Origin of the sequence: Myxococcus llanfairpwllgwyngyllgogerychwyrndrobwllllantysiliogogogochensis (assembly GCF_006636215.1) — a bacterium.
Classification (GTDB): Bacteria; Myxococcota; Myxococcia; order Myxococcales; family Myxococcaceae; genus Myxococcus; species Myxococcus llanfairpwllgwyngyllgogerychwyrndrobwllllantysiliogogogochensis.
This window is the reverse complement of the sequence record NZ_VIFM01000003.1, coordinates 95599-122485: the sequence shown is the minus strand read 5'-3', so window position 1 is coordinate 122485 and position 26887 is coordinate 95599. Positions and strand designations below refer to the sequence as shown.

The window sequence follows — 26887 nt, the reverse complement described above, 5'->3', positions numbered from 1 at the left end:
TCGCCCGCCTTCAGCGGGCCCATCGAGGACACGTCATGGCCCATGAACACCTCACTCACTCCGCCCACCACATCGTGCCGGGCTTCGGCGCCGACCGAGCCGCCCACTACGACGCCCAGGCCGCCATCAACCTCGCCGGCGCCCAGGCCATGTATGAGCTCGGTGTCAGCGCGCTGACCGCGCAGCTCGACGGGCAGGAGGCTGCCTCCCTGCTGTTCGTGGGCATGGGTACGGGCACGGAGCTGATGCCCTATCTGCGCTTCGATGTTCCCGGCTGGCGCTTCACCGGCGTGGACCCGTCCGAGGCCATGCTCGACGTCGCCCGTAAGCGCCTGGAGGCCGAGGGCCTGCTTTCTCGGACGCACCTTCACGTGGGTGAGCTGCGAACCCTGCCTCCTGGCCCCCTCTTCGACGGCGCGCAGATGGTGGGGGTGTTGCACCATGTGGAGGGCGAGGAAGCCCGCCTGGAGCTGCTGCGGGAGGTGACCCGGCGACTCAAGCCCGGAGCGCCGTTCGTCGTGGGCTGCCGCGTCGGCAATAACCCCGAGCTGACGAACGTGGAGTTCCGGCGGCTCCGAGCCCATGGAATCCCCTCCGAGGCGCTGGAGCATCGGCGCAAGCGCATGACGGAGATCCGCCCCATCGAGTCCGATGAGGCCATGTTCGCGATGCTCGCACGAACCTCACTGGTGGCGCCGCGCCCCATCTTCGTCTCCTTGCAGTTCAAGGTGTTCCTCACCCGCTTCGAGCCTGGAGGAATGCGCTGAAGCCCTGTCAGCGACGCTCATGAGCGAAGTGCAGGCGCGCATCGCGGGCCGCGCCTGTCACGCCATCGGGGTCGTCCTCCACAGGGGTGGTGCCAGGCGCAAGAACGTCCCTGCTCTGGATTCACGTGGGCGTATGCTGGTTGCTGGCTCAGGTCAGCCTTTGGGAGAAGTTCATTGCATCCCACCAGCGACATCGAAGCAGATGCCGTGAAGCAGCCCATGCTGTTCCGCTGGAGGAATCCCATCCCCGAAGACACTCTCCTTCGCTGGGCCAGGAGATACGGAAGTGTCCCCACGGACTTGCTGCGATTCTGGTCGTCGACGGGAGGAGGAGAGGCGTTTGAAACGGAGACGTTTCTTTCACCCGTTGGCGAACCGGCGACCGGCGACGACATCGACGGCGTCACTTCCAGTTATCGAAAGGCCGGGCTTGCACCCGGCTGGGTCGTCTTCCATGTCGGTCTTGGGCTCTCCGCCTTTCATCCTATCGACGGGCGCTTCGCATGGTTCGACCAGCGGACAGGTGAGCCGACTCAAGTCTTCAAATCTCTTCATGACTGGTATCGAGGCACTCTTCGCCACGAGTACGCGGTCCGCTACGCTCTCTAGAAAGTGATACTGGGAAGCACCTTCACGGCCGATGCCCGCCAAGAGAACTCCATGAGCCAAGAGACCCAGGATTCCATTCAGGGATTTGAATATGACTGGCTGGCCTGCGACCAGGACGGGTTCGTGGGCTTCTTCAGTACGGCTGGCGGCGGCTACGCGCCGGACGCGTTCCTCCAGGATGTCGACGCATACGACCAGGCGATTTCCATCATCCGGTCCATGGCGCCGAGCACGGCGCCGGTACCCGAACCTGGCCAACTCTCCGAACCGGGCGACCCCTGGCAGCAGATGGCTGCACGAGGGATCTATGCCTTCGACTCGTCGTTCCACGGCGGCCCCTATCGGCTCACCGCCGCACCCACGGCCCCCGTGCGGCTCAGCGACCTTCCCGAGGCGGCGGCACGCGTCGCGGGCAAGCTCATCTACAAGGGCCTTCGCTTCTCGGAACTCAAGTCCATCAGCGAGGACCTGCTGCTATTGTGATGTCTGCCTCGCCCCCTTCGAATAGACACGACATGACCGAAACGAAACTGAGAGAGTACCGAGCAATCATCCAGATTGGGGGCAGCGCTCAGACTGAGCCGGGTCTGCGGGTAACCGTGATGGCAACCGACGTTGAAGAGGCCTACATGCTTCTTGCGGAGAAGCATGGCAAGGGCACCGTCTTCGACCTGCACAATGAAGAGGATGCGAACACGATTCGATAACCATGCCGGATGAAAGATCGGCTCCGGGGTAGATGAGGATGGGCTCGCGGTCTTCCAGGTCGCGGGGCCTTCTCCTTCCCGGGAAGGACACAGGCCACGGTTCCAGCTCAGGCCTGTGCCCCCAAAATCAGGAGCAGTGAGGACCCGCTACGCGCGGCCCGGACAGCGGCTGACCTGCGTGTGAGTTGGCGCCCACACCGAGCAACCGCCCAGGGCAAGCAAGGGCTCCATCGTTTCGAGCAATTGAGCGAGCAACCTCGCCCCTCATTGTCCGTGCCCATTCCATCTCTCGAATGAGCACGTCAGAAGGCTTCGTTACCGCTTCCAGCTTCGGGAGCCGCTGAGGAACTCCGAAATCCTGGAAGGTCCATCCCAGGTCATCTCGGCCCCATCGCGCGGCCGATTCAGCCACCCCACGCAGGCTGGATGCAGGTCCCGTCTCGTGGACGGACTGCTCGCTTGCGACGTGGACAGGCCCCTCCAGGAGCCTTCGGCGCGTCCATTGCAGAACACGTGGACTCCGCGAACGCACCCGGCACCCGCCGAGCCACTCACCTGCAAGAGCCCGCCAGGCTCGGCCTACAGCCACGCGTCTCGCGAGACGACTTCTCGCAAGCCTTGAAAGCTCACCATGCCTCGACCCTCCTGTGCCGCTACGCGGCTGTGGCGCCTCCATGCCTATCGGCTGGCACTTCTCGCCATCATCATCGCCCTTCCCACGCTCGCGGCGGCACCGGCAGCCACAGCGCCCTCACTGGATGCTGGAACAGCCGTGGCCCCCATGGCTTGTAACGGCTGCGATCCGCCTCCGGACATCTGCGAACCAGAACGATGTGACGGGTTCGACAATGACTGCGACGACCTCATCGACGAGGGAGTCCTCCTCACACTCTACCGAGATGCGGATGGGGACCGAAAAGGCGCCGGCCCTGGACGACAAGGCTGTCTTGCGCAGGGGTGGGTCACCAACAACAGTGATTGTGACGACAGCAATTCCTCCCTCTGGCAATGGGTGCGGTACTACCGCGACGCGGATGGAGACGGATTCGGGGCTCCCGGAAACTGGAAGGACGCCTGTGGGATGCTCGCTGGCTACGTCACCGATGCCACCGACTGCAACGATGGCTCGGCATCCGTCAAACCAGGTGCCTTCAAGTCCTGCGGCATTGGGGCCTGCGCCACCAGCGTCCCGGCCTGCGTCAACGGCGCCGAGACAGCTTGCATCCCCAGGCCCGCGACGCAGGAAGTGTGCGACCAGGTCGACAACAACTGCAATGGGCAAGTGGATGACCTGCCACCTGTCTCCTGTGGTGTGGGCTTCTGCCGGCGCACAGTCGCTGCCTGCGCCGACCACTGCGAACTGGAGGAGTCGCGCGACGGGAAGCCGCCCATCGAGGTCTGCACCTGGGGAGCCAACACCTGCTGGCCGGGCACACCTCGAGCCGAAGTCTGCAACGGCACGGACGACAACTGCAACGGCACAACGGACGAAGGTGTCCTGCTGACGCTCTATCGCGATGGGGACGGAGACGGTCATGGAGCAGGAGCCCCGACTGGAGCCAGTTGCAATGTACCCGCGGGAGCCTCCTCCAGCGGCCTGGATTGCAACGATGCGAACGCGGCGGTGCACCCAGGGGCCCTGAAACACTGTGGCGTGGGCGCCTGCGCGGCCAGCGTCCAGTCCTGCGTCAACGGGACTGAGCAGACCTGTACCCCGTTCCCTCCTGAGCCGGAGTCATGCGACCGGTTCGACAACGACTGCAACGGGCAGGTGGACGACGCTCCACCCAAGACCTGTGGCGTCGGTGCATGCATGCGCAGCGTTCCCGCATGCGCCATGGCGTGCTGGTACGAGGAAGCCAGAGACGGCAAACCGCCAAGGGAAGTGTGCGAATGGGGGGACTACGGCGTCTGCGCTCCAGGTCAACCTCGTCCCGAGGTCTGTGCCAACGACCTGGACGAAGATTGCAACGGCTGGCCCGACGACAACGACAACACCTCCACATGGGTCCAGTTCTTCGCGGACCAGGACCATGATGGTCATGGGGCCAATTGGGAGCCCCAGAGCGCCTGTCGCCAGCCAGCGAATACATCCCGCACTCCTGGGGACTGTGACGACACCCGGGCTGACATGAAACCAGGCTCCGTTGAGGTCTGCGACGGCATCGACAACAACTGCTCGGGGACGCCGGACGAAGGCAACGTCTGTGACCAGTCCTTGTGCCAATAACCCCGCATTCTCCTTTCGACAATCTCCATCATGAGACATCACTCACAAACCTCACGTCCCCCGAGTCGCCTCAAGCGCTTCGCGGCGAACCTCATGCTGTTCTTCTACGGCACGCAGTTGTTGAGTAACTGCGTGCCCGCGGGCCCACCTCCGGAAGGAGGCGACACCTTGGAGGTCGCGCGCGCCCGTGCCACGCTCGGCACCATTCCCTTCGAGTTGCGCCCCGACACGATTCTCGACACCACTTCCGCCACACCCGAAGCACCTGGCATCACCCCCTTCACCGCGAACGTGACGGCCGACGGCTCGGCCGCCGTCTCGATTCCGCTCTGGGTTCCCCCGGGACGCGCGGGCCTCCAGCCCTCGCTCTCCATCGTCCATGACAGCCAGGGCAGTGACGGACTGCTCGGCCCGGGCTTCAATCTGGCGGGCCTGTCTCAAATCACCCGCTGCCCCAACTCCTTCGCACGCGATGGCATGCTCCAGGTCGTGGACTTCCGGTATTGGATGTTCGCGACGGGGCCCGACACTCTCGACTTCTACAAGCGAGTCTATTGCCTGGACGGCGCGCGACTGGTGCCCGCTGGCGGCACAGGTGAGTTCAAGACAGAGCAGGATGTCTACGCATCCATCCGCAGCCCCGACGGCAACAGTCCCGCCAATCCAGAGACCTTCGAGGTGCGGGGACGAGACGGACTCATCCGGACCTATGGCAAGACGACCCAGGTCAATGGGACGCAACGAGATGACGCGCTCATTCGGGGCTTTGACTCCGGTCGCAAGCGAAACAGCGACGGCACCATCTCGTTTGAAAACAATGGGGTAACAACCATCACCTGGGCGCTCGCATCCATCAGGGACCGCTTCGGCAACCAGATGGATGTGTATTATGACCAGGCGCCCGCCGTCGACGAGACGTCCGTCGCCTGGCATCGCCCGAAACGCATTGCCTACACCAGCTTCCGCCGTGAAGGTGTCAATACGGAGACCCAGTCGCCTGAGGTCACCGTCGAGGACGGCAGACGTGAGGTCACTTTTGAATACGAGTCCCGGCCGGACACCTTCACCGGCTACCTCTCGGGCGTGAAGGTCGGACGCGACTTCAGGCTGTCACGCATCAACATGCGAGGCCCGGGCCTCGCTCCTGGTGGCAGCACGGTCACCTCTGTCCTGCTGCGTTCCTACCGGTTGAAGTATTACCAAGGCGCCATCAGTCGCCGCAGCCTGTTGACCGAGTTGCGCGAATGCGATGGCCGCGACATCTGCAAGACGCCCGTTCGCTTCGATTGGGAGCAGGGCTCTTGGGACTTCGACTCCCTCCCCGCCGTCAACGTCAGTAACGCCAAGTCTGGGGTGGGTCTCAATGCTTTCGGGCTGGGCGCCGGCCGACAGGGCCTCGCGTACTTCACGGGCTCCGTCCTCATCGACGAGAATGATTCCAACTTCCCCACGGACAACACCGTGCAGCACTGGGAGGACCGGATGCGGCTGCTGCAGTACCCGGACGCCGCCTCCACTACGCTCGACCTGTCTGACATCAGCGGCCTCGTCCGCTGGGATCCCTATTTCAATAATGATGGGAACCCCGTAGGCGGAGGGGGCGCGAACCACTTCTGCGGCGACCGCGAAGACCGCAATCTGTATCCCATGGTGACGGACTGGGATGGTTCGGGTCACTCCACCGTCGTCGGGCTCTCCTGTTATTGGGGCGTGTTCCGGGGCAACGATTTCTACGCTCCCGCGTATGGCCATCAAATCAATCGCCCAGACGAGGAGATTCATATAGTCGGCTCCGAGCCGAATCCGCAGTACTGGCTGGATTTGGATGGTGACCGGCGCAATGAGCGCGTGTGGGTGGGGCGACATGAGGATGACCTCCAGAATCCGAACTATCCGGACCCCTCCAGCAGGCGTCGTGTCGTCATCGACGAGCCCCTTCCCCCCTCCACTCTCAGGCCGCCCATGGTGCCCGACTTCAGGTCGAGCCCCAAGTCAGAATCTCTCGTCTACCAGAGCTCCCGCCTCGGTTTGCGCGTAGCGGACCTGAATGGCGCCGGCAAGATGAGCCTGGTGGGCCTGGGCCCGAGCACGAGCCCGAGCATGTTCCTGGATGCAGTCAGCTTCCGTGAGGTCCCGTCAGGTTATTCGACCGCGGGTGAGCTGAAGGTCGTACCGACCACGTTGCGCAGGCCTCCCGATTTTGCCCCGGTCTTTCTGAACCTGTTCGCCTTCACCTTCGAGTTCATCGACGTGAACGGTGACGGCCTCCAGGACGCGGTGACGCTGGGGCAACTCAAGGCGACCGATGTGACGCTCAAACTCCTGGTCCAGCTCAACACCGGCAGGGGCTTCACCGAGGTGCGTGAGACGGTGCTTCCCAGCAACTTCAGCACCGTGCTGCTGAACGCCAAGACCGAGCACGGCGACTTCGACGGCGATGGCCGCGTGGACCTCGCCATCTTCCGCCCAGGATCTCCGGTCCAACTACTGCTTGCGGGCCCCCAAGGTGAGTTCACCCAGCTCATGACCCTGTCGAGTGTCTCCAGCGGGGACAACAAGGAGTGGTCTCAGGTCATCGACGTCAATAACGACGGCATCCTGGACTTCACCTACCGCGTGGGCAACGAGCTCCGCATCTCTCGGCGCCAGAAGCCGGTGGACGAACTCAAGCGGGTACACGGCAACATCCAGTTTGCCAACTACAAGGGTTACTCCGGCCTGAACTACTCGTTCGAGTACGCACCGCTCTCCCAGAACAACCCGCACGGGGCCGTCACGCCGAGCGAGCCCTTCTATACCAAGAGCTACACTGCGGCGGGGCCGATGCCGCCTTGGCTTCGATTGCCGCCCGAGACGATGCGTGTCGTATCGCGCATGTCCATCAACTCCAATGAGCAGCGAGTGCAGAGCTGGCGCCACCTCTATCGAGATGGTCTCTCAGATGCACGAGGACTGGGCTGGCTGGGCTTCGGGCAGCGCATCGTCATCGACGAGGTGACGGGGACTCGCACCACCACGACCTACGACAACAGGACGACGGTCGAGGGCTCGAACCGTCTTGCGAAGGCGCCCCTGGCACACCTACCCAAAGAGGAGCTCGTCGAAGTGCCGACGGATGCGAACACGCGCATCCAGACGCAGCGGCAGTGGTTCTATACCCGCACGCCAGAGGTCCATGCCTCGACGTACCGGCAGTACGCCAGACGCATTGTCGAGACGGTTCGCGAAATCAGGAACGGCTCCGCGACGGTGGTCTCCGAGTCGGAGGCGCTCACCTCGCTGGATGACTACGGCACCCCGCTCTCGCGTACAGTGCTCATCCACGGGGCGGGCACGACCGAGCAGGTGAAGACGGTCACCGTGCCGAGCTTCAACACGACCACCTGGCTTCCCCAGGGGACCTGGACCATCACCACGTCCTGGATGTCCTGTGTCAGGGCTCCTGCGGTCGGCTGCTTGGGACAGCCCGATGCCGCCAACGTTCGCACGCAGCAGGTGACCTACGACTCGCGCGGTCAGGTTGAAAGCGCCGAGCACGAGCCGTCGCTTATCGGCGAGGCCGTGACGCCCACCACCTCGGAGACGTACCTCAAGACGCTCTTCACCAGAAACATCAAGGGTCTCGTCGAACAGGTGTCGCAGCAAGGCAGCGGCCTCACGCGTACCGAGTCCGTGACGTACGACAGCCTCGACCAGACGCAGCTGTCCACCACCACGGACGCCGAGGGCGCCACCTGGCGTTACCTCTTTCATCCGGGCCTGGGGGTCCTCGCGCAGACGGCCGACCCCAATGAGGTCCACATGCGCTTCCAGTACGACGGATTCGGCCGCCAGCGCATCGTCACACCGATGTACCAGGGGCCCTCCGTGGCACCCGCGAACAAGTCCATCGTCGAGACGCATTACGAATGGAATGGTCCCCTGCCACAGCATCGGACCGAGGTCGCTACGAGCGCCTCCGTGAAGGATGAGACTGTTACGCGCTTCGACGCGATGGGGCGTCCGGTGACGACCCAGTCCGCGCGCTTCGACGGCAAACCAGTGACCTCCTCCGTCATCTACGATGTCCTTGGGCGCGTGGTGAAGCGGGAGATGCCCCGAACCAGCAGCGAGCAAGCCACGTGGGAAGGCTACGAGTACGACGCGCTCAACCGAGTCGCTGCTCGCCGCTTCGGTGATGGCACCACGGGTCTCTCTGGCAAGCTCATCGAGAGCTTCAGCTACTCCACGCCCGCGCCCTACTCCTCGCAGGCAATGTCTACGGACGCGCTCGGCCAAGTGAAGAAGACTCTCGTCGACTTCCGTGGACTGATGACCCAGACCACCGAGGCCGTGGGTACCTCCAAGGAAGCGACCATGACGTATTCCTACGGCCCCTTCGGCCGCCTGGACTTCATGGACGACCCGGCTGGCAACCGTAACGCTCTCTTCTACGACACCGAGGGTCGTCTGGAGCACACCGTCGACCCCAACGCGGGGACTCGCTTCTTCCTCTACAACGCATTCGGCGAGCTCAAGAGCCAGTCCGACGCAGCCACCGGCGCGGCCGGGCGCATCACCACCACCTACCAGCGCGACCTCCTCGGCCGCGTCCTCTCCTCCACCAACCAGAAGGAGAGCCTGGAATATGTGTACGACGACGGGCCAAGTGCCATGCGCCGCCTGACGCGTGCGACCCGTACCCCTGTCGGCAACCCCGGTGGGGTCGTCATCACGGACTACATCTTTGACGCCTTCGGTCGCGAGACGGACCTCGCGCAGCGCGTGGGCGGCGAGACACTCGTGATGAGCCGGCAGTACGACGACTACGGCCGAATGAGACGCCTCACCTATCCCGTGGCGATCAATGGCACGCTCTTCTCGGTCAACCGCTCATATGAGGACCGAGGAGACCTCTCGAGCATCTACCGGAGCAACTCCATCACCAATTACTGGCGGGCTTACGAGCAGGACAGCATGGGCCGGCTCAAGACAGCCCATTATGGCAACGGTGTCGCACGCATCTTCCGCTATGACACCCAGGGCCGACTGCGCTTCACGGAGGCCAGGCGCGGCGGCAACAACGTCCAGCGGCTCGCCTACGAGTACACCGAGAACGACAATCTCTCGGCGCGTCACGACCTCGAGCTCGGCGTCACCCAGAAGTACACCTACGACGCGCTCGACCGCCTCGAGCGCTGGAAGGTTCAGCAGAACTGCCAGAACCTCGACGTCCAGTTCCAGTACGACAAGCTCGGCAACATACTCAGCCGCGCTCCCGTCGCTGGCTCGGAGCCCTCCGCCACGCTCGACTACACGTCAGGCAACACGGGTGGCCCTCACGCTGTCAAACAAGCCCAGCTCGGCGCCGAGTCCTTCACCTACGAGTACGACCATCGCGGCAACCAGATTGCTTCGCGTAATGCCCAGGGCGCCCTGGTTCGCGCGGCGCAGTACACCTCCTTCAATCTTCCCGAGAGCGTCACCTCGTCGAGTGGCACCGTCCTCTTCGACTACGACGCCTCGGGCACCCGCGTCCGCAAGCGTTCCGCGGACGGCCAGGAGGAGACCGTTTACCTCGGGGGCCTCTACCAGCGTCGCAAGAAGGGACTGACCACCACCCACATCCTCAACATCCCCAGTCCCGAGGGAGTTATCGCCGAGGTCTCCTGGGATGAGGGCTCCACCACGGAGTCCACGCGCTACTTCCTCAATGATCCGCAGGGCAGCCCCGACACCGTCACCGACGCCTCGGGCACCGTCCTTGAGCGCATCAAGTACGAGCCCTTCGGGGCCAGGAGGCAGGCGAGCAATCTGGCTCAGGCCTTCACCTCAGGCCACTCTGGCGCGCGTCGTGGATTCACAGGGCATGAGCATGACGACGAGCTGGGCCTCATCAACATGCGCGGGCGTGTCTATGACCCACGGCTGATGAAGTTCCTCAGCGTGGACCCGGTCATCGCCCAGCCGGGCTCGGCGCAGTCGCACAACGCCTACTCCTACGTGCTGAACAATCCCACGCGCTACACGGACCCGAGTGGATTCTCACCTTATGTGGGAGGACTGGTGAGCCGCTGGGACGGCGGGTGGACGGGGGCACCACAGTCAAACCAAAGCATGATGATGAACGCGCTGGCTTGGCACCAGTCCGCGACAGGGCCAGCCCTGTACCTGCCCAGCATCGACCTCAAGGTTCCAAGCGTCGAGACTCTCGACGATGCGAAGGCCCAGCCCGATGCGCGCCACACGAACGACATCGGGCAAAGCGCGGGTTCGTCCACGTCCACACGAACGTCGCTGCTGACGGCGGCCGCCAACATCTCGAGAGCCCTCAATGACCTGATTCCCTGCGGGTCGATGCTGTCCTGCCATGCGGCCAGGGCCATAGCGAACGGGCAGTACGACAGCATGGTCAACGCATCGGTGGAGTACGACCGCTACGCGCCTATCAGCAAGGTCGCGGCGGCCAGTCTCGCCATCAACGAGTTCATCCCGTTCGTCTCGGCGGGACAGAGCGTCAACCAGGCAGGGTCCGCCTGCACCTCGTCCAGAGCACTGGACTGCGGAATGGGCATCGGTAAATCCGCCTTCTATGTCATGGCGTCCGGCGCTGCTCTCTATCCGGGAGGAAAGGGCGCCAGCAGTGGCGTGGGACTGCTGAAGAACCTCGCCAACCCGAAGAAGTTCATCACGCTCTTCCACGGCACGACGGGAAACCGCGCCGCCAAGATCATGGGAAGCCTTCTCTACAAAGCACGCGGGTTCAGGGCAGGAACCAAGGGCGCTGTGTTCTTCGCAGAAGAGCGGGCCACAGCGGAGTTCTTCGCCAATCAAGCTCCCCGGAACCACACGAATGACATCCTGGCGAAGTCAAGGAGCCTCATCGAGATCAAGATTCCCGAGGAACTCGCCAAGAAGTTTGGCATCGACGAACTCAACCGGGAACCCATCGGAGCAGCGATGGACCTCGAGTTCCCAGACATCTCAGGGGGCAGCGGCTTCGAGAGAATCCTATCGAAGGACCTCCTCGATGAGTTCAATCAAGCCATCGAATCGGGCGAAATTATTCTCCGTCGGTCTAAATTGTAATAGGATAATCACCCCCGGGTCCACTCCTGGGGGTTGAGGAGAACACCAAGCGCCTCTCACAAGGCCGCTGACTCCGCGACTCGCGGATTCGAAATCCGGCCCATACGCCGCCATGTCACCTGTGGGCTGGGTTCCAGTCGAACGAGGCGTGAGTGATCGTTCGAGACTCACTCGATCCACCCTAGCTTGCCGGGATTCGGCGACGCCCACTTCGGGCACTGGAGCGGCACATCGAACCGGCGTCAGGCCCCGGATGTTGCACGGAGCCCTGGCGCCGGAATTATCCTGAACCTTACCTACGCGAGCCAATAGCGCACCATGCCACTTCACTTCGTCAAGAATCCAGAAGCGCTCCAGCCCGCCGGGGCACATGTCGGACGCATCTCCGCCGGCATCTCAAGCAAGCAGCAGTTGATGAACGTGCTTGAAGCCGCGCTCCGGTTGCCAGCCCACTTCGGGCAGAATTGGGATGCGCTCTTGGATGTCCTCAGAGACCTGTCCTGGCTTCCCGCCGGGAAGGTCACCCTCCTCCATGACGAACTTCCCACCCTTTCCACCGAAGACCTCGGTGCCTACGTGCATGTGCTGGAGGAGGCCTCCCGGAGCTGGCGGCCCGGGGATGCCTACTCGCTGGATGTGGTGTTTCCGCAGAGTTGTCGTCACCAAGTCCTGGCGCCACTCGCTGACATCCGGCCCAGGTCCCCCTGGCGACGGCTCAAGGCGGAACTGGCCCGGGCTGGCAGCCTTCCTTATCCAGTCCAAGATGAGTTCACCTCGCTGAAGGCCGAAGGCTTCGACTTCGTGATGAACATCGTCGAGCAACGTGACGGGTCAACGCGTCAACTCGTGAATGCGCTCTCGGTGGCATTCACGATGCGGAGTTGGGACCGGATACGTCTCGCGAGAGCACTTCCCAGTCTTTGCATCCACGAAGAGGCCGGACTAAGGGAGACTGCGGTACGCATCCTGGTCATCCTGCTCAATCTGAACAGGCGGGCCCCCGGTGAACGAATCCCGTACGATGATGCTCGTTCGTGCGCGGCGCTCCTTCGCGAGGCCCTCGCCTTGGGCGTCCAAGAGAACACAGAGGCTTTCGCACGCGAATACCTCGCACTGACTCCCTGACACAGGGTGCATCCTACGAACTGACGACCGGAGCTTTCACGAATACTCTTCGGGAGAAGCCTTGGTTCACTTGATCATCACTTCCATCAAGACCATTAGAACAGGACTCTACGAGGTCACTCTCCAGAACGAAGGAGTCCTGACCACTGCTCAATCCTCCGTCAAACCCATCAACAACATACAGATAGCCAACCCCAGCCCGGACATATCCATGAGAAGAAATGGGAGGGTGGCTGCCTACCCACGCGACATCTGCGCTGCCATTGTCGCCTTTGACGGAGCGCGAATCAGAAGGGAGGAGCTCAACGAAACACAGCGCCAGGAATCCGAGACATGAGCTCCAAATACAATCATCCGTGAATCTACGTCGCATGGATCGATGTTCGTACAAGGGTGACGACTGGATTCTTCAACCCGCTGGATGACTGGCATCAAGGCCCCCCCTCTATCACCTCCAACGCCCCTGGAACACTCGCGCCGAGGGCTCCTTTCACCGCATCCTGGGAAACGCCCACCGTGCCGCCATCCACTCCACGCCGCCACAGCACCAAGAAGAGTACGTCCTCGGCCTCTCCTCGGCGCAATCCCTCACACCTGCCCGATGTCCTGGACCACGTCAGAAAGTTTCCGGAGATGCATCTCGCACACCCAAGTGCTGACGCCTGCGCCAACTTCGTTCATGGATTCGACGCTGCGTGGGGTGGTGGGCTCCTTTTCGGATTTCGTGAGTGGCTGATCGTCAAGGTCGACAGTGGGTCCAACTTCGGTTGGTCAGGGCTCGTGGTTCTCCTGGCACGCAAATCAGGTCACCCGAAGTTCGACCCCACGGAAGAGAAGCCCGAGAACGTCGCCTTCCTGCTCGACACCCTCGAGACCTTCCTCGCCGAGCGAAAGACCATGGACGGCCCCAGGACCATCTTCCTTCGCTTCGACGACTGGCTCAGAAAGCAGGAGTGGTACGACTCCGAATCCCCCGGGTGGGTGCCTCGACAGTCAGACCTCGCCAAGACGCCACAAAGCACCAAGGCAAGTCGAGGCCGCTCCAATAAGCCCAGCCGCCAGGCTCCGTGACGCCGGTCGTCCGGTGTGAAGCACCCGCCATTACCTCACACCGTCACCAGCACCGAAGTACACGCCCGGCACCGCCGGGCCTCCACCGGAATCGTCTCACGGCACTCCGGGCACACCTTCGTCGCGACCGGCGCGGGCTCACCCTTCTTCCCTCGCTTCGCCCACGCCTGCCCCACCTTCGCCACCACGATGAACAGCACCGACGCGATGATGAGGAAGTCGAGCACCGCGCCCAGCAGGTGCCCCAGCCGTAGATTCAGTGGTGTCGCCGTCGCGTTGCGCCAGTCACCTCCAGGCAGCACCGCGCCGACCACTGGCATCACCAGGTCCGCCACCACCGCGGTCACAATGGCGGAGAACGCGTTCCCCATCACCACCGCCACCGCCAGGTCCACCACGTTGCCCTTCAGGGCGAACTGCTTGAACTCCGAGAGCAGGGACACGGGTACGCGCCTCCGTCACCGGATGGCCTGCTCCCTGAATGCCTTGGCACCAGCCGGAGGGCCCCGGAAACCCACGCACCCTACCCGCCTCACCCCGCACCCTCGGCTCGCCCGACAGGGCCGATTGTCACGTGGTGGTCGAAGTCGACTCGGACACGGGCGCCGGCATCACCGTGCCCCCGTACTGCGTCGCCGCCAACGTGCCGCACGCCGCCCCAATCTCCTTGCCCCCTGAATACCGCCGCGCCACCGGCGCCTTCAGGATCTGCAAGTAATCACGGAACGCGCTCAGCTCCTCCGCCGTCGGCGGCTCGTACTTCCCCGTCGGGTCCGTCACGTCGATGAGGTCCACCTTGATGGGAATCCCCTCGAAGGCCACCTTCAACGCCTCCGCGTCCTCCCGCTCCAGGTTGAACCCGCGAATCGCCACATAGGCAATCATCGCCCGCTCGCGCCGCACCTGGCTGTACTCGCGAATCGCCTCAATCAACTCCGGCAACGGATGCGTCTTCTCAATCGGAAGCACCTTCATCCGCTTCTCCGGAATCGCGCTCGTCACCGAGAAGGCCAGCCGGTACGGATGCCCCTCTCGCGTGTAGCGCCGAATCGCCGGCACATGCCCCGCCGTGGAGAAGGTGATGGACTGCCCCGAAATCGAGAAGCCCGCCGGATTCGACAGGATACCCGCCGCTCGCAACGTCTCCTTGTAGTTGAGCAGCGGCTCCCCCATCCCCATGAACACCACACCCCGCACCGGCCGGTCCGCCTCCGCCCTCACCTGAAGCACCTGGTCCAGAATCTCCCAGGTCTGGAGGTTCCGTTTGAAACCCAACTTCCCCGTCATGCAGAAGTCGCACGCCAGCGCGCAGCCCACCTGGCTGGACACGCAGACGACATACTTCTCGTCGAAGATGGGAATCCGGACGGCCTCGATCCGCCCACCCAGCGGCGAGTCGAAGAGGTACTTCACGAAGCCGTCGTCCGCCCGGCGCCGCTCCACCACCTGGAGGCTGGGCATCTCGGCGTGGGCCTTCAGGTGGTCGGCCACCCGCCGGGGGACCTGCGGCGAGCGCGCCACTTCCTCCACCGAGCCGAGCCCGTGGGCGAAGACGGCGGCGAACACCTTGCGGACCGCGGTGGGGGACGGGGCGAAGGGCGCGAGCGCCTCCGACAGCTCCGGCAGCGACAGTTGCTTCAGGTTCACGAGGCGGACTTGATTTTGGTGCGAAGGAACTCCGTCAGCTTGGAGCTGACCTCCTTCGGCATCCTCGCCGCCAGCGCGCGCTTGCACAGACTGGGCGTCGCCCGGTACGTGTTCAAGAACTCCTCACAGGGGGAGCACCCCGACAGGTGCTCCTGGAGGTGGCGCGACTCCTCGGGCGACATCTCGCCCTCGAGGTATTCCAGCAGGAGGTTGATTGAGTCTTTACAGGTGTACATCCGAACCTCGGCTGGCTGCGGCACGCCCTCGTCCTCGCTTCGGAAGATGCGGAGCCCCCCAGTTGCGTTTCACGGCCCGCGATTGTCCCGGTTGTAGAAGGCGTCGATCGCCTCCCGGAGCGCGAGACGAGCCCGGTGCAGGCGGCTCTTGATGGCGGGAATGGAATCCCCCGTCACCTCTGCAATCTGTTCGTAACTGAGGCCGTCCACGTCTTTCAAGAGGAAGACCTCACGATACCCCTCAGGCAGCCGATCCGCCGCTTGTCGGATGGCATGCCCCAGCTCGGCGTCCAGCGCCTTCTCCTCGGCGTCCCGGCTCCAGTCGGACACCGGGTAGTCCGCGAGCGTACCCCGGGGGGTGAATTCCGGCCCCTGGAGCTCCGCCTCGGCGGCCTGCGTCACCCGGCGGTGGCGCAGGCGCATCAGCGCATGGTTGGCCGCTATCCGGTGCACCCACGAGCCGAAGGCCGCATCCCCGCGAAAATCCTTGAGATGTTGGTAGGCCGACAGGAAGGTGTCCTGGGTGATTTCGGCGGCGTCCGCCTCCGAGCGGGTCATCCGCAGGGCGAGACCGTACACCTTGTCCTGGTGGGACTCCACCAGGGCCTCGAAGGCGGACATGTCCCCATCCTGCGCGCGGGCGAGGAGCTGGCGATCATCTTCCGTGGCGACCTCGTCAGGCATGGCGGGGCGCACCCAACCAGCCGGAAGCGCCTTCGTCAAGGCCGGTTACGAGCCCTCGTCGCCGGCCGCTTGCTGACGTGTTGACTGTCCCGGACCCAGAGCCGGAAGGGCTCCTGGGCCCACGCCCCCGCGTAGTCCACGCCGATGCGCGGCCCGCGCTCCACCCGCGCCTCGGCCACGTCCACCCCCGGCAGCAGGTGCAGCCCGGGGGAGGCCAGGTCCATCCGGTTGTGCGTCAAGGTCAACCCCAGGGCCTTGCACAGCTTGCCGGGCCCGTCCGTGCGCGCCCCGGCCTCCAGGCCCTCCACCGGCTCCACCGCGCGCACCAGCACCGCGGCCCCCACCCCGGGCGCGTCCGTGACGACGTTGAAGCAGTGGTGCATGCCGTAGATGAGGTACATGTACGCCCGCCCCGGGGGCCCGAACATCACCTCCGTGCGCGGGGTGAGCCCCTTGGCCGCGTGACAGGCCAGGTCGTGTTCGCCGATGTACGCCTCCGTCTCCACGATGCGCCCCACCCGACGAAGTCCGGTGGCGTCTCGCACCACGAGGAGGGTCCCGAGCAGCTCCCGCGCCACCACCAGGGCCGGCCGCGCATAGAAGGAAGGGGGCAAGACAGTCACGCTCACCCCAGGATTGTACCGGCCAACAGACGGGTGCGCCGGGGAAGGTGAATCCGTCCTCCAGCGAAAACCCGCCGCGCATTTCCTGTCACGGGACCAGTTCACTCCGGGGCAGGGGTGGTGCAGATTGCGCCGCACCATGTCCACCCCCGGCCGGCTCTCCGGTCTCCTGCTTCCGCTGTTCTCACTCCGCGCCCCGACGGATTTCGGCATCGGCGACTTCGGCGCGCTGGATGGCCTGTTCTCCTGGATGAAGGTCGCGCGCCAGCGTCTCCTGATGCTGCTGCCGCTGCTGCCCACCGCGCCCGGAGACTCAAGCCCCTACGCCACCCGCTCGGCCTTCGGACTCAACCCGCTCTTCATCGACCTGCACGCCCTTCCGGAGTTCATCACCTCCGGCGGCGAGGGCGCGTTCTCCGAGGAGCAGCGCCGGCAGCTGGCCGAGGCCCGCTCCGCGCCCCGCGTCCGCTACGACCTGGTCTTCCCCCTCAAGGACGCCGCCTTCGCGCGCGCCTTCGACACCTTCGAGGAGCAGCACCAGTCCCGCCAGTCCGAGCGCGCCCGCGCCTTCCACCAGTGGCGCGAGGCCCAGGCGGACTGGCTGGAGACCTACGCCCTCTTCACCGCCATCAGCGAGCAGGAGCAGCGCCGCGCGTGGTGGGAGTGGCCGGAGGGCCTGCGCACGCGCCAGCCCGAGGCCCTGCGCGCGAAGGCCACCGAGCTGGAGCGCCGGGTGCGCTACCACGCCTGGCTCCAGTGGGTGGCCGAGCAGCAGTGGGACGCGGCGCGAGCCCGGGCCAAGGCCCAGGACGTGCTCCTGTGCGGCGACGAGCCCTTCATCATCGGCCAGGACAGCGCGGACTGCTGGGCCAACCCCACCATCCTCCGTCGCGACGCGCGGCTGGGCGTACCGCCGGACGACTTCTCCGCCACCGGCCAGGACTGGGGCCTGCCCTACTTCGACTTCGTCGCCATGCAGAAGGACGACTACGCCTGGCTGAAGGCGCGCGCGAAGAAGGCGGCCAGCTACTACGACTTGCGCCGCGTGGACCACGCGGTGGGCTACTTCCGTCAGTGGATTCGCGACGAGAAGACGCCCACCGGACGCTTCACGCCGCCGGACGAGGAGAGCCACAAGCGGCTGGGCCGCAAGCACTTCGAGCTGCTCTCGGAGGGCGCGGGCATCGTCGCCGAGGACCTGGGCGTGATTCCTCCCTTCGTCCGCCACATCCTCGCGGAGCTGAAGCTGCCCGGCTACCGGGTGATGCGCTGGGAGCGAGACGACAGCGTCTACCGCGACCCGCACCAGTTTCCCCCCGTGTCCCTCGTCACGACAGGCACCCATGACACCGACACGATGGCCGAGTGGTGGGAGGGCGCCCGCGACGACGAGCGTCAGGCCGCCGCGCGCGCCTGGCCGGAGCTCAAGGGCGTGACGGTGACGCGCGAGTTCACCCCGGAGGTACACCGGGGCCTGCTGGCCTCGGCGCTCAACGCGAGCAGTGACTTGTGCGTGCTGCCCTGGCAGGACGTGCTCGGCACCCGGGACCGCATCAACCTGCCGGGCTCCATGAGCGACTCGAACTGGGCGTACCGCATCACCCAGGACGTGGGCGCGCTGATGTCGGATTCGACCACGCGGGAAGCGGCCGAGAAGCTGGCCTGGCTCACCGCGTCCGCCCGGCGCTGAAGGCCGGACTCCGCTCGCCCGGGGACGTCCTCCCGGGCGTGGCTCCACTCAACTCGCGCCGCTTACTTGATGCACTTCACCTGACCGGGGAAGCCATCGAAGATGGCGCAGCGGCGGTTGGTGTTGGCGCACTCCAGCCGTTCGCACACGTCCTCGGTGATGCAGATGGGCGGCGAGCGACCGAATTCCAGGAAGACCTCGGCGCAGAACTCGTTGAGCTGGTCGCAGCCGAACGAGCCGCAGTACTCGGCGTCGGCGAGGCTCTCGCCCTCCTTCACGCGCACGACTTCGTCGTCATCCACGCCGCAGGCGGTGGCGAGCGCCGACACCACGCAGAACACCAAGACTCTGATTCGCCGGGACAGGAGCATGGCCCCCAATCTGGCGCACCTTGGCGCGGCTTGCACGTCTCCGTGTGTATCCAGCAAGGACCAGCCGACAGGAACCGCCGACGAGACGTTGGAATGCGACAAAGGGATGGGGGCGTCCGACAGGAGACGCGTCAGGCGCTTGCCTTCCGGGTATGAACAGTCCGTGGCCGTTGACCTGCTCCGACTCCTTCGCCTCGCCACTGTCGCCGCGCTCCTGAGCGTCGCGGCGTGCGCCACCACGTCCACCCCGCCCCCGGGGCCCAAGGTCTCCCGGCTGGAAATCGAGGGCACGAAGCAGGTGAAACAGGGGGACATCAAGGACCGCATCCTCACCTCGGAGACCCCGTGGTGGGCGTTCTGGCCCTTCGGCAGCCCCCACTACTTCGACCCCAATGCGTGGCAGGCGGACCTGCGCCGCATCGAGCGCTACTACCAGGCCCAGGGCTTCTACCAGGCGGAGGTGGTGGACAGCGCGGTGAAGCCCAAGGGCACGAACGAGGTGGAGCTGGAGGTGCAGGTGAGCGAGGGCGAGCCCACGCGCATCAGCGAAATCCAGGTGGAGGGCCTCCAGACGCTGCCGGAGGAGCACCGCAAGGAACACCACGAGCGGGTGAAGTCCGAGCTGCCCCTCAAGGAAGGCGACATCTTCCGCGAGGCGCCCTGGGAGGAGGCCAAGGCCCGGGTCCAGGAGCAGCTGCGCGAGCTGGGGTACGCGGAAGCAGAGGTGTCGGGCGAGGTGCAGGTGGACGTGGACACCCGGAAGGCCCGGGTGCGGTTGGACGTGAAGCCGGGGCTGCGCTACCGCTTCGGCAACACGTTCGTCGCGACGGACGCCAATCCCCAGGTGCCGCCGCGCCGCATCATCGAGCAGGTGCAGGGCGCGCTGAAGAAGGGGGACTGGTACAGCGAGACGGCGCTGGCGGAGGCCCAGGCCCGCGTGTTCCGCATGGGCGTGTTCGGCGCGGTGAAGGTGAACCGCGGGGCGCCAGACCGGGAGTCAGCCACGGTGCCCGTCGTGGTGGACGTGCGCGAGGCGCCGTTCCGCTCGGTGCGTCTGGGCGGCGGCATCGGCGTGGACGCGGCCCGCCAGGAAGCGCGCGTGCTGGGGGAGTGGACCAACCGCAACTTCCTGGGTGGTCTGCGCCGCGTCACCGTGCGAGGCCGCGCCGGCTACGCGTTCATCCCCCACGTCCTGTCGCCGTCGAAGCAGGGACCCGTCTTCGAGATAACGGGAGAGTACGAGCAGCCGCGGTTCCTCTTCCGGGATTTGCGCCAGCAGACGTCCCTGACGCTGGAGAAGGGCCTGGAGCAGGCCTACGACTTCTATGGCGGCAGGTTGCAGACGGGCGTCATCTGGCAGCCGCACCGCAACTTCTCCGTCTTCCCCTCCTACAACCTCCAAATCTATCGGCTGTCGGGTCGGGTGAGCGCGGACTCGCGCGTGCCGCCCGTCGTGCTGGGCTGCGGCGAGGACACCATCCAGTGTGACGTGGCGCTGAGCTTCCTGGAGGTGGCCTTCGCGTGGGACCGGCGGGATGACCCGGTGGAGCCTCGGGATGGCTACTACCTGAGCCTGTCCGTGCAGAAGGGCGGCAGCATCTTCTTCGGCGACTTCAACTACATCCGTCTGCTGCCGGACCTGCGCTTCTACCACTCGTTCGACGAGGACAAGCGCGTGGTGCTGGCGGCGAAGCTGCGGATGGGCACGCTCAACCCCGCGGGTGGCTCACAGAGTTCCATCGTCACGCGCTTCTTCTCCGGTGGCGCCACCTCCATGCGCGGCTTCAACGGCCAGCGCCTGTCGCCCCTGGCGGCGCTGGCCAAGGAGGAGGACACCGACGGGGACGGGGTGCCGGAGACGACACAGACGGAGGAGTGGGAGACGGTGCCGGTGGGCGGCAACAGCCTCTTCGAGACGACGGTGGAGCTGCGCTACCAGATTTCCACCAGCATCGTGCTCGCGGCGTTCTGGGACACGGGGCTGGTGGGCGTGGAGGGCTTCGACTCGAGCGACTCGCCGCGACTGTTCGGTCCCGACCACTACCACGCGGTGGGCGTGGGCCTGCGCTACCTCACGGTGGTGGGGCCGGTGCGCCTGGACATCGCGCGCCGACTGAATCTGGGCCAGGGATTGCCCGTCGCCACCCCGGGGTACATCTATCCGACCTCTGGAGGCTGCTTCGGCATTGGCAGCAAGTGGAAGCCCGACGGCCCCACGTCTCGCGGGGCCACCTTCGCGGGAGCGCCTGACGGTCAGTGCGCGCTGCACCTGTCGATTGGAGAGGCGTTTTGAGAGGGCGACGCTGGGCACGACGACTGCTGTGGGGCCTGCTCGGCGTCGTGTGCCTGGGAGTGGTCGCCGTGCTGGGCGTGCTCCTCTGGGCGACGTCGTCACCGGGTGAGGGCTGGCTCATCCGCAAGGGCCTCCATCTGGCCAATGAGCAGTTCTCCGGTCGGCTGGAAGTCGGAGGGCTGGACCTGGCACCACCGGGCGCCGTCCTCACCGGCGTGAAGCTGTATGACCCGGAGGGTGAGCTGGTGGCGGAAATCGCGCGCGTCGAGGCGCGCGTGCGCCTGGGCGGCCTCATCCACCAGCAGGTGGAACTCACGGACGTGCGCGTGGAGAAGCCGCGCCTCTATCTGGCCCAGGACGAGCGCGGGTTGAACCTCGCCCGGGCCATCGCGCCTCGCGTGCCCAAGCCCGAGGAGCCGCCCTCTCCGCGCGGCAAGCTGCGGGTGGAGCTGCACGAGTTGGAGCTCGAGGACGGCTACGTCGACTTCAGGCAGGAGCTGGAAGAAGGCGGCGAGCGACACGTGCGCCTGGAAGACTTCGACGCGAAGGCGTCCGGCCACTACGCGGCGGCGACGCAGGGCTTCGGCGCGACGCTGGAGTCCACCGGCGCGCTCGCGCTGCCCGCGAAGGGGCCCCTGCGGCTGGCATTGAAGGGCGGCGGCGAGGAGGGCGCGCTCAACGCCGACGTGGACCTGGACCTCGCGGGGCTGCTGTTGGACGCGAGCGCCACGGCGCGACTTCCTCCCGAGACTCCGCCCGGCCAGCCCCCGGGCACCCTGAAGGCGGACGTGGACGTGCGGCGCCTCACCGTGCCGCCGGAGCTGACGCGCGGCGTGCTGCCCACCTGGCCGCTGCTGGTACCGGTGAACCTCGCGGGCAAGGCGGGCATCGACGGCGAGCTGGCTCAGGTGGACCTCCAGGGGACGGCCGCGGACGCGAAGCTGGACGTGAAGGGCGACCTGGACCTGGAGCGGATGCGCTCCACCGGCGTCTCCGTGAAGGCTCGCGACGTGGACCTGTCCGCGCTGGTGAAGGAAGGGCCAAAGACGAGCCTCTCCGCGGACCTGTCCGCGAAGGGCGGCGGCACCAGCCTGGAGACCCTCGACGGCGAGGTGGACCTCACCGTGTCGCCCTCGCGCTTCCGGGGTCAGCCGCTGGGGCCCGTGGAGCTGCATGCCCGCGCGAAGGACGGCCGCTACACGCTGTCGCGCCTGCTGGTGCTGGTGCCGGGCGCGTCGCTTCAGGCCAAGGGCGAAGGCACCACCGAGGCGATTCGCGTGGACGGCGGCCTGACGGCGGGCAACCTCGCCATGCTGTCCGACGCGCTGACCCGGCTGCTGCCTGGCACCGTGCCTCCGCTGTCTGGCAGCGGCACGCTGGAGTTCCGCGTGGAAGGGCCCGTGCGCGCGCCGGGCGTCGTCGCCCACGGCAACTTCACCTCGCTCTCCTATGGGGACTTCGCGGTGAGGAACCTCACGCTCCAGGCCGAGGTGCCGGACATCACCCGCCCCCTCACCACGGACGCCACGCTGGTGATGGGTGAGCTGCGTTCGGGCGAGCGCTCCTTCCAGGACGTGTCCGCCACCATCACCACGCACGAGCGTCACCTGGAGGTCAGCGTGAAGGCCCTGGGGGGCGCGACGCTCGGCCTGGCGCTGAACGGGCTGGTGGATGAGGACAACCAGGGATTGGAAGTCCAGGCGCTGGTGCTCTCGTGGCCGGAGGCCACCTGGAAGCTCCAGGCCCCCACGCACGTGGGCTTCGGCGGCGGACGCATGGAGGTGGAGCCCGCGCTGAAGCTCGCGTCGGGGGCGCAGTCGCTGGCGGTGCGCGGCTCGCTCGCCAACGAGCAACTGACGGCGCGCGTGGACCTGGAGGCGGTGGACCTCACGCTGCTGCCCCGCATCGTCATCCCGGAGTCGCTGGGCCTGGGCGGCACGGTGTCGGGCTTCGTCACCGCGAAGGGCAGGTTGCCCCGGCCGGACGCGGAGACGAAGCTGCGCTGGCAGGACGGACGGGTGAGCGGCTACGAGAACCTCCAGGTGGCGCTCGACGGGCGCTACGTGAAGGACCGCGCCACGGGCACGCTGTCGGCGGGGCTGCCGGTGGCGAAGGTCGTCGCGGACTTCGACGTGCCGGTGCAGGGCGTGCTGAAGCGGCGCAAGGACGCGCTCTCCCTCAAGGTCGACCTGGATGACCTGGACCTCGCCGGGGTGATGAAGCTCCTCGGACGCACGGAGCCGGTGAGCGGCATGGTGGCCGGAGAGCTGCGCATCGACGGCACCGCGCGCGAGCCCCGGCTGGACTTCGTGCTGCGCGGCCAGAAGCTGAACTACGCCGCGCCGCCTCCGGGCTTCGCGCTGAAGCAGCCGCTGGATTTCGAACTGCGCGCGGCGTCGGACCGCGAGGACGCCACCCTGGACGCGCGCCTGGACGTGCAGGGGCTGGGCACCCAGACGTACGTGGTGCTGCACACACCCTTCACCCTGGGCGGGATGCTGGCACGTCCCCCCAAGGCGGACGACCTCCTCTCGGCCTCGGTGGACCTGGAGGCCCGCGTCGCGGACCTGTCCCTGGCGCAGTTCGAGGGCGTCAATGGTCTGCAGAAGCCCGCGGGCACCGTGTCCGCGCAGCTGTTCCTCTCCGGCTCCGCGCTGGTGCCGCAGGCCCGCCTGAGCGTGAAGGCCGTGGGCCTCACCGCGTACGGCCTTCCTCCGGTGAACGGACAGCTCGGCGTGGTGGGCGATGACCAGGACGTGAAGGTGACGCTGGCGGCGCAGCGGGACGAGGGGCCGCTGGCGCAGCTCGACGTGACGCTGGACGCTCCGCTGGGCGCGCTGCAGGACCAGGAGGTCTACGGACACATTCCCTTCCAGCTCAAGGGCCGCCTGGGGCCGGTCGCTCTCCAGCATCTGCCCGGCGTGGCGAAGGCCCGCGCGACAGGCGCCGCCGCGCAGAAGGCGAGCGCCGCGTCCAAGGGCATCCAGGGCGAGCTGTCGGTGGAGTTGGCCGCGCGCGGCACGCTGGACACGCCTCGCATGGAGCTCACCGCCGGCGTACAGAAGCTGGGCATGGGCGAGCTGGCCTTGGGACAGGCGCGCCTGCACTACGGCTACCAGAACGCTCGCTCCGCCTTCGACGTGCTCCTCACCGCGCCGGCGGGCGGCACCTTGATGGTGGAAGGAGGCGTGGAGCTGGACGTGTCCCTGCCCGCGATTCAGCGCGGCCTCGACACCTCCCGCGCGCCGCTGGACGTGACGCTCAAGGCGCGCGACTTCGACCCCTCCTTCCTCTCTGGCGCGGTGGAGATGCTGCGCAGCGTGGGCGGGCTGATTCAGGCGGACGCGAAGCTGGCGGGCACTCCCGCCGTGCCCACGTTCCAGGGTTCGCTTTCGTGGAAGGACGGCAAGCTCGGGCTGATGGGCCTGGGCGAGTACCGCGAAATCCAGCTCGCGCTGGAAGCCAGTCGCGAGGCGCTGGCCATCAACACGCTGTCCGCCAAGGCCGGAGGCGGCACGCTGTGGCTCGACGCGCCGCTGACGGCCACTCGCACCCAGAATGGCGAGTACGAGCTGAACAGCCCCGCGGGGAAACCCTACCCGCTGATGGCTCGCGACTTCCCCATCGTCTTCGACGACCAGCTCATCGCCGTGCTGAGCATGCGCGCGAAGGTGGAGGGCACGCTGTCCGAACGGCTCGTCAACCTGCGCAACGTCTCCATCCCCGAGGCCACCATCGAGCTGCCGGAAGTCAAACGCAAGGACCTCCAGGACCTGGAGCGGCCCAGTGACGTGGTGCTGGTGCGCAACGGCACGCCCATCGAGCGGCGCAAGCGCAGGCAACAGCAGCAGCCCTCACCGGGCGCGCCCGAGCCGAACCAGCAGCCCTCCACCGAGCCTCCTCCCGTGGCCGACTCCGCGGAGGACCTGGAGCCGGGCGAGACGCCACCCGGGCGCGCGTACTGGGTGAACGTGAATGCGCCGCGCAACATCTGGGTGAAGGGCTCTGACGTCAACGTGGAGCTGGGGCTGTCGGAGGACTTCCGCGTCGAATACACCGACGTGGCGCGCCTCTTCGGACAGGTGCGCGTGCTGCGCGGACGGGTGGACGTGCTGGGCCGGCGCTTCGACGTGCAGCGCGACAGCATCGTGAGCTTCACCGGGCCGCCCACCGTCCCGTACATCAACGTCACCGCCGAGCACCGCAACGACAGCGCCAACATCACGGTGTTCGTCACCATTCGAGGCCAGGGCCGGGACATCACCCTGAAGCCCACCAGCGAGCCGCCGCTGCCCGAGTCCGAAATCTACACGCTGCTCGCCACCGGCCGCCGCACGCTGGAGCGCGGCTCCGGCGCGTCGATGACGGCCAGCGCCCAGGCCGCTTCCGTGGTGGGCTCGCTCGTCGCCAACGAGGCGCGCAAGGCCCTGGCCGCGAAGCTGCCGCTGGACGTGATTTCGATTGAAGCCGGCGGCGCGGGCATCGCCGGCACCAAGCTGGAGGTGGGCACCTACGTCACCGACAAAATCTACGTCGGCTACACCGGACGCGTGGGCGCCAACATCCAGCAGGGAGAGAACTCCAACGCGGTCCGGTTCGAATACCAGTTCGGACCGCGCTGGAGTCTGGAGGGCCAGTACGGCGACGCGCGCTCGGGTGGTCTGGACCTCATCTGGACCAACGAGTACTGACGCCGCGGGCTTACAGCCAGTACATCTCGAAGCACGCGCCCACGGGGCCCGCGCCGCTGTTGGGCGCCATGGGCGAGCTCACCCACGCGCCGCCCACGCCGCACTGGCTCCACTGCTGGTCCGACGAGGACTGCACGCACGTGCGCGCGGGCACCGTGCGGCCCAGCGTGGCGGAGGAGCACCACGGCCACGACTGGGTGCAGTTGGTGGGCTTCGTCGTGGTGCCCGCGGTGAAGACACCGGACACGCACTGCCGCCACACCGCGTCCGACGAGCTCTGCACGCAGCCCAGGTTCGGCACCGTCGTGCCCGCCGTCTCCGACACGCAGCCCGACGTCGTCGGCGCGTCCCAGTTGAAGCCGCCGTCCGCGTACCGGTGGTAGATGACCGCCACCAGCGACGAGCCGCCCACCGTGGTGCGGCCACACTGCGTCGCGTACGCGCCCACCCAGGGCGTGTACGTGTACAGCGCCGCGGTGGCCTTGTTGGTCGGCTTGATGGAGCACGGGTCCAACGACGCCTTCGTCGTCCCCACCTTCCAGCCAGACACGGTGGTCCGCCCCGCATCCAGGTCCGTGAAGTAGCCGCGCAGCTTCTTCGCCGAACACTCAATCTGCTTTCCGAAGCCCGTGTATTGCGCGTCACACCCGCTGCTGTCCGGACAGCCACAGCCGGTGGCCTTCGCCAGGTTGGTGGAGGTGCCGCTCTGCACCAGGCTCGACTCCACCTGGATGCGCGCCAGCATGTACAGCGGGCTGATGTTGTACGCCTTGGAGCGCTCGACGATGAGCGCCGCCGCCGTCTTGTTGCTGAAGGCCGGGTCCTTGTACGTCGCCAGATACGAGCCCTGCTGCGTCAGGAACGCCTGCACCTGCTCGGTGGTAATCCACTGATGCCCCAACAGATGCGTGTCCTCCAGGAGCCGGTGCATGTCGTACTTCACCGTGGCTTCCTGGAGCACCTGCCCGGTCAGCTCGTCGATGACCTCGCCTTCTTCGTCATCGATGACGGGACCACAGCCAACCGCCAGCAACGCGGGCACCACCAGCCACCACAGTCGCGTCTTCATCACGGC

Annotated in this window: 18 protein-coding genes; 11 read left to right on the top strand and 7 right to left on the bottom strand. The window is 66.2% G+C overall.

What is annotated here, in order from left to right; all coding sequences use genetic code 11:
- The first annotated feature begins 35 nt into the window (after positions 1–35).
- The 8 genes from FJV41_RS01475 to FJV41_RS01435 all read left to right on the top strand — a co-directional run bounded on the left by FJV41_RS01475 (position 36) and on the right by FJV41_RS01435 (position 13577).
- A complete protein-coding gene (locus FJV41_RS01475) occupies positions 36–767 on the top strand; it encodes a class I SAM-dependent methyltransferase (protein WP_141640563.1) in 732 nt (243 codons plus the stop codon).
- 174 nt (positions 768–941) lie between these two features.
- Complete coding sequence (locus FJV41_RS01470) at positions 942–1376, top strand: hypothetical protein (protein WP_141640562.1); 435 nt, start codon at positions 942–944, stop codon at positions 1374–1376.
- A 51-nt stretch (positions 1377–1427) separates the two neighbouring features.
- A complete protein-coding gene (locus FJV41_RS01465; protein WP_141640561.1) occupies positions 1428–1859 on the top strand; it encodes a hypothetical protein in 432 nt (143 codons plus the stop codon).
- A 1305-nt stretch (positions 1860–3164) separates the two neighbouring features.
- On the top strand, positions 3165–4313 hold the full coding sequence (locus FJV41_RS01455) for a putative metal-binding motif-containing protein (RefSeq protein WP_181790318.1): 1149 nt from the start codon (positions 3165–3167) through the stop codon (positions 4311–4313).
- Between the two features lie 93 nt (positions 4314–4406).
- Positions 4407–11381, top strand: a complete 6975-nt coding sequence (locus FJV41_RS01450; protein ID WP_181790316.1) for an RHS repeat-associated core domain-containing protein — start codon at positions 4407–4409, stop codon at positions 11379–11381.
- Positions 11382–11699: 318 nt separating this feature from the next.
- Positions 11700–12506: a barstar family protein gene (locus FJV41_RS01445; RefSeq protein ID WP_141640557.1), complete on the top strand. Its 807-nt coding sequence runs from the start codon at positions 11700–11702 to the stop codon at positions 12504–12506.
- Positions 12507–12567: 61 nt separating this feature from the next.
- Complete coding sequence (locus FJV41_RS01440; RefSeq protein ID WP_141640556.1) at positions 12568–12843, top strand: hypothetical protein; 276 nt, start codon at positions 12568–12570, stop codon at positions 12841–12843.
- Between the two features lie 296 nt (positions 12844–13139).
- The gene (locus FJV41_RS01435; protein WP_141640555.1) at positions 13140–13577 is read left to right on the top strand and encodes a hypothetical protein; all 438 of its coding nucleotides are present in this window, start codon (positions 13140–13142) and stop codon (positions 13575–13577) included.
- A 35-nt stretch (positions 13578–13612) separates the two neighbouring features.
- On the opposite strand, the gene mscL is transcribed toward FJV41_RS01435, so the two are convergent.
- From mscL to FJV41_RS01410, 5 genes are all read right to left on the bottom strand, one after another.
- Complete coding sequence (gene mscL / locus FJV41_RS01430; protein WP_217446086.1) at positions 13613–14020, bottom strand: large conductance mechanosensitive channel protein MscL; 408 nt, start codon at positions 14018–14020, stop codon at positions 13613–13615.
- Positions 14021–14147: 127 nt separating this feature from the next.
- Complete coding sequence (locus tag FJV41_RS01425; RefSeq protein ID WP_141640554.1) at positions 14148–15224, bottom strand: radical SAM protein; 1077 nt, start codon at positions 15222–15224, stop codon at positions 14148–14150.
- Positions 15221–15460 carry an anti-sigma factor family protein gene (locus tag FJV41_RS01420; protein WP_141640579.1) on the bottom strand — a complete coding sequence of 80 codons (240 nt, stop codon included), beginning with the start codon at positions 15458–15460 and terminating at the stop codon, positions 15221–15223. The genes FJV41_RS01425 and FJV41_RS01420 overlap by 4 nt, the downstream gene beginning before the upstream one ends.
- Positions 15461–15529: 69 nt before the next feature.
- Positions 15530–16144: an RNA polymerase sigma factor gene (locus FJV41_RS01415; RefSeq protein ID WP_141640553.1), complete on the bottom strand. Its 615-nt coding sequence runs from the start codon at positions 16142–16144 to the stop codon at positions 15530–15532.
- 35 nt (positions 16145–16179) lie between these two features.
- Entirely contained in the window at positions 16180–16767 is a 588-nt protein-coding gene (locus tag FJV41_RS01410) for a DNA-3-methyladenine glycosylase (protein WP_141640552.1), read from the bottom strand.
- Between the two features lie 139 nt (positions 16768–16906).
- Here FJV41_RS01410 and FJV41_RS01405 point away from each other — a divergent pair, with 139 nt between their 5' ends.
- Complete coding sequence (locus FJV41_RS01405; RefSeq protein WP_141640551.1) at positions 16907–18457, top strand: 4-alpha-glucanotransferase; 1551 nt, start codon at positions 16907–16909, stop codon at positions 18455–18457.
- A gap of 62 nt (positions 18458–18519) precedes the next feature.
- Here the strand turns inward: FJV41_RS01405 and FJV41_RS01400 are convergent, their stop codons facing one another.
- The gene (locus FJV41_RS01400) at positions 18520–18789 is read right to left on the bottom strand and encodes a hypothetical protein (RefSeq protein ID WP_246136932.1); all 270 of its coding nucleotides are present in this window, start codon (positions 18787–18789) and stop codon (positions 18520–18522) included.
- Between the two features lie 202 nt (positions 18790–18991).
- On the opposite strand from FJV41_RS01400, the gene FJV41_RS01395 reads away from it, so the two are divergent.
- Both FJV41_RS01395 and FJV41_RS01390 read left to right on the top strand, forming a co-directional pair.
- Positions 18992–21121, top strand: a complete 2130-nt coding sequence (locus FJV41_RS01395; protein WP_246136931.1) for a BamA/OMP85 family outer membrane protein — start codon at positions 18992–18994, stop codon at positions 21119–21121.
- A complete protein-coding gene (locus FJV41_RS01390) occupies positions 21118–25812 on the top strand; it encodes a translocation/assembly module TamB domain-containing protein (RefSeq protein WP_141640548.1) in 4695 nt (1564 codons plus the stop codon). Before FJV41_RS01395 ends, FJV41_RS01390 begins: the two co-directional genes overlap by 4 nt.
- Positions 25813–25822: 10 nt before the next feature.
- Here FJV41_RS01390 and FJV41_RS01385 read toward each other — a convergent pair whose 3' ends face one another.
- The gene (locus FJV41_RS01385; protein ID WP_141640547.1) at positions 25823–26881 is read right to left on the bottom strand and encodes a hypothetical protein; all 1059 of its coding nucleotides are present in this window, start codon (positions 26879–26881) and stop codon (positions 25823–25825) included.
- Positions 26882–26887 lie beyond the last annotated feature (6 nt).

Bases quoted from the DNA above. Each gene is read 5' to 3' on its own strand.
- FJV41_RS01475 (WP_141640563.1), top strand. From the start codon at position 36: ATGGCCCATGAACACCTCACTCACTCCGCCCACCACATCGTGCCGGGC.
- FJV41_RS01450 (WP_181790316.1), top strand. From the start codon at position 4,407: ATGCTGTTCTTCTACGGCACGCAGTTGTTGAGTAACTGCGTGCCCGCG.
- FJV41_RS01420 (WP_141640579.1), bottom strand. From the start codon at position 15,460: ATGTACACCTGTAAAGACTCAATCAACCTCCTGCTGGAATACCTCGAG.
- FJV41_RS01435 (WP_141640555.1), top strand. From the start codon at position 13,140: ATGCATCTCGCACACCCAAGTGCTGACGCCTGCGCCAACTTCGTTCAT.
- FJV41_RS01415 (WP_141640553.1), bottom strand. From the start codon at position 16,144: ATGCCTGACGAGGTCGCCACGGAAGATGATCGCCAGCTCCTCGCCCGC.
- FJV41_RS01445 (WP_141640557.1), top strand. From the start codon at position 11,700: ATGCCACTTCACTTCGTCAAGAATCCAGAAGCGCTCCAGCCCGCCGGG.
- FJV41_RS01465 (WP_141640561.1), top strand. From the start codon at position 1,428: ATGAGCCAAGAGACCCAGGATTCCATTCAGGGATTTGAATATGACTGG.
- FJV41_RS01405 (WP_141640551.1), top strand. From the start codon at position 16,907: ATGTCCACCCCCGGCCGGCTCTCCGGTCTCCTGCTTCCGCTGTTCTCA.
- FJV41_RS01385 (WP_141640547.1), bottom strand. From the start codon at position 26,881: ATGAAGACGCGACTGTGGTGGCTGGTGGTGCCCGCGTTGCTGGCGGTT.
- FJV41_RS01455 (WP_181790318.1), top strand. From the start codon at position 3,165: ATGCTCGCTGGCTACGTCACCGATGCCACCGACTGCAACGATGGCTCG.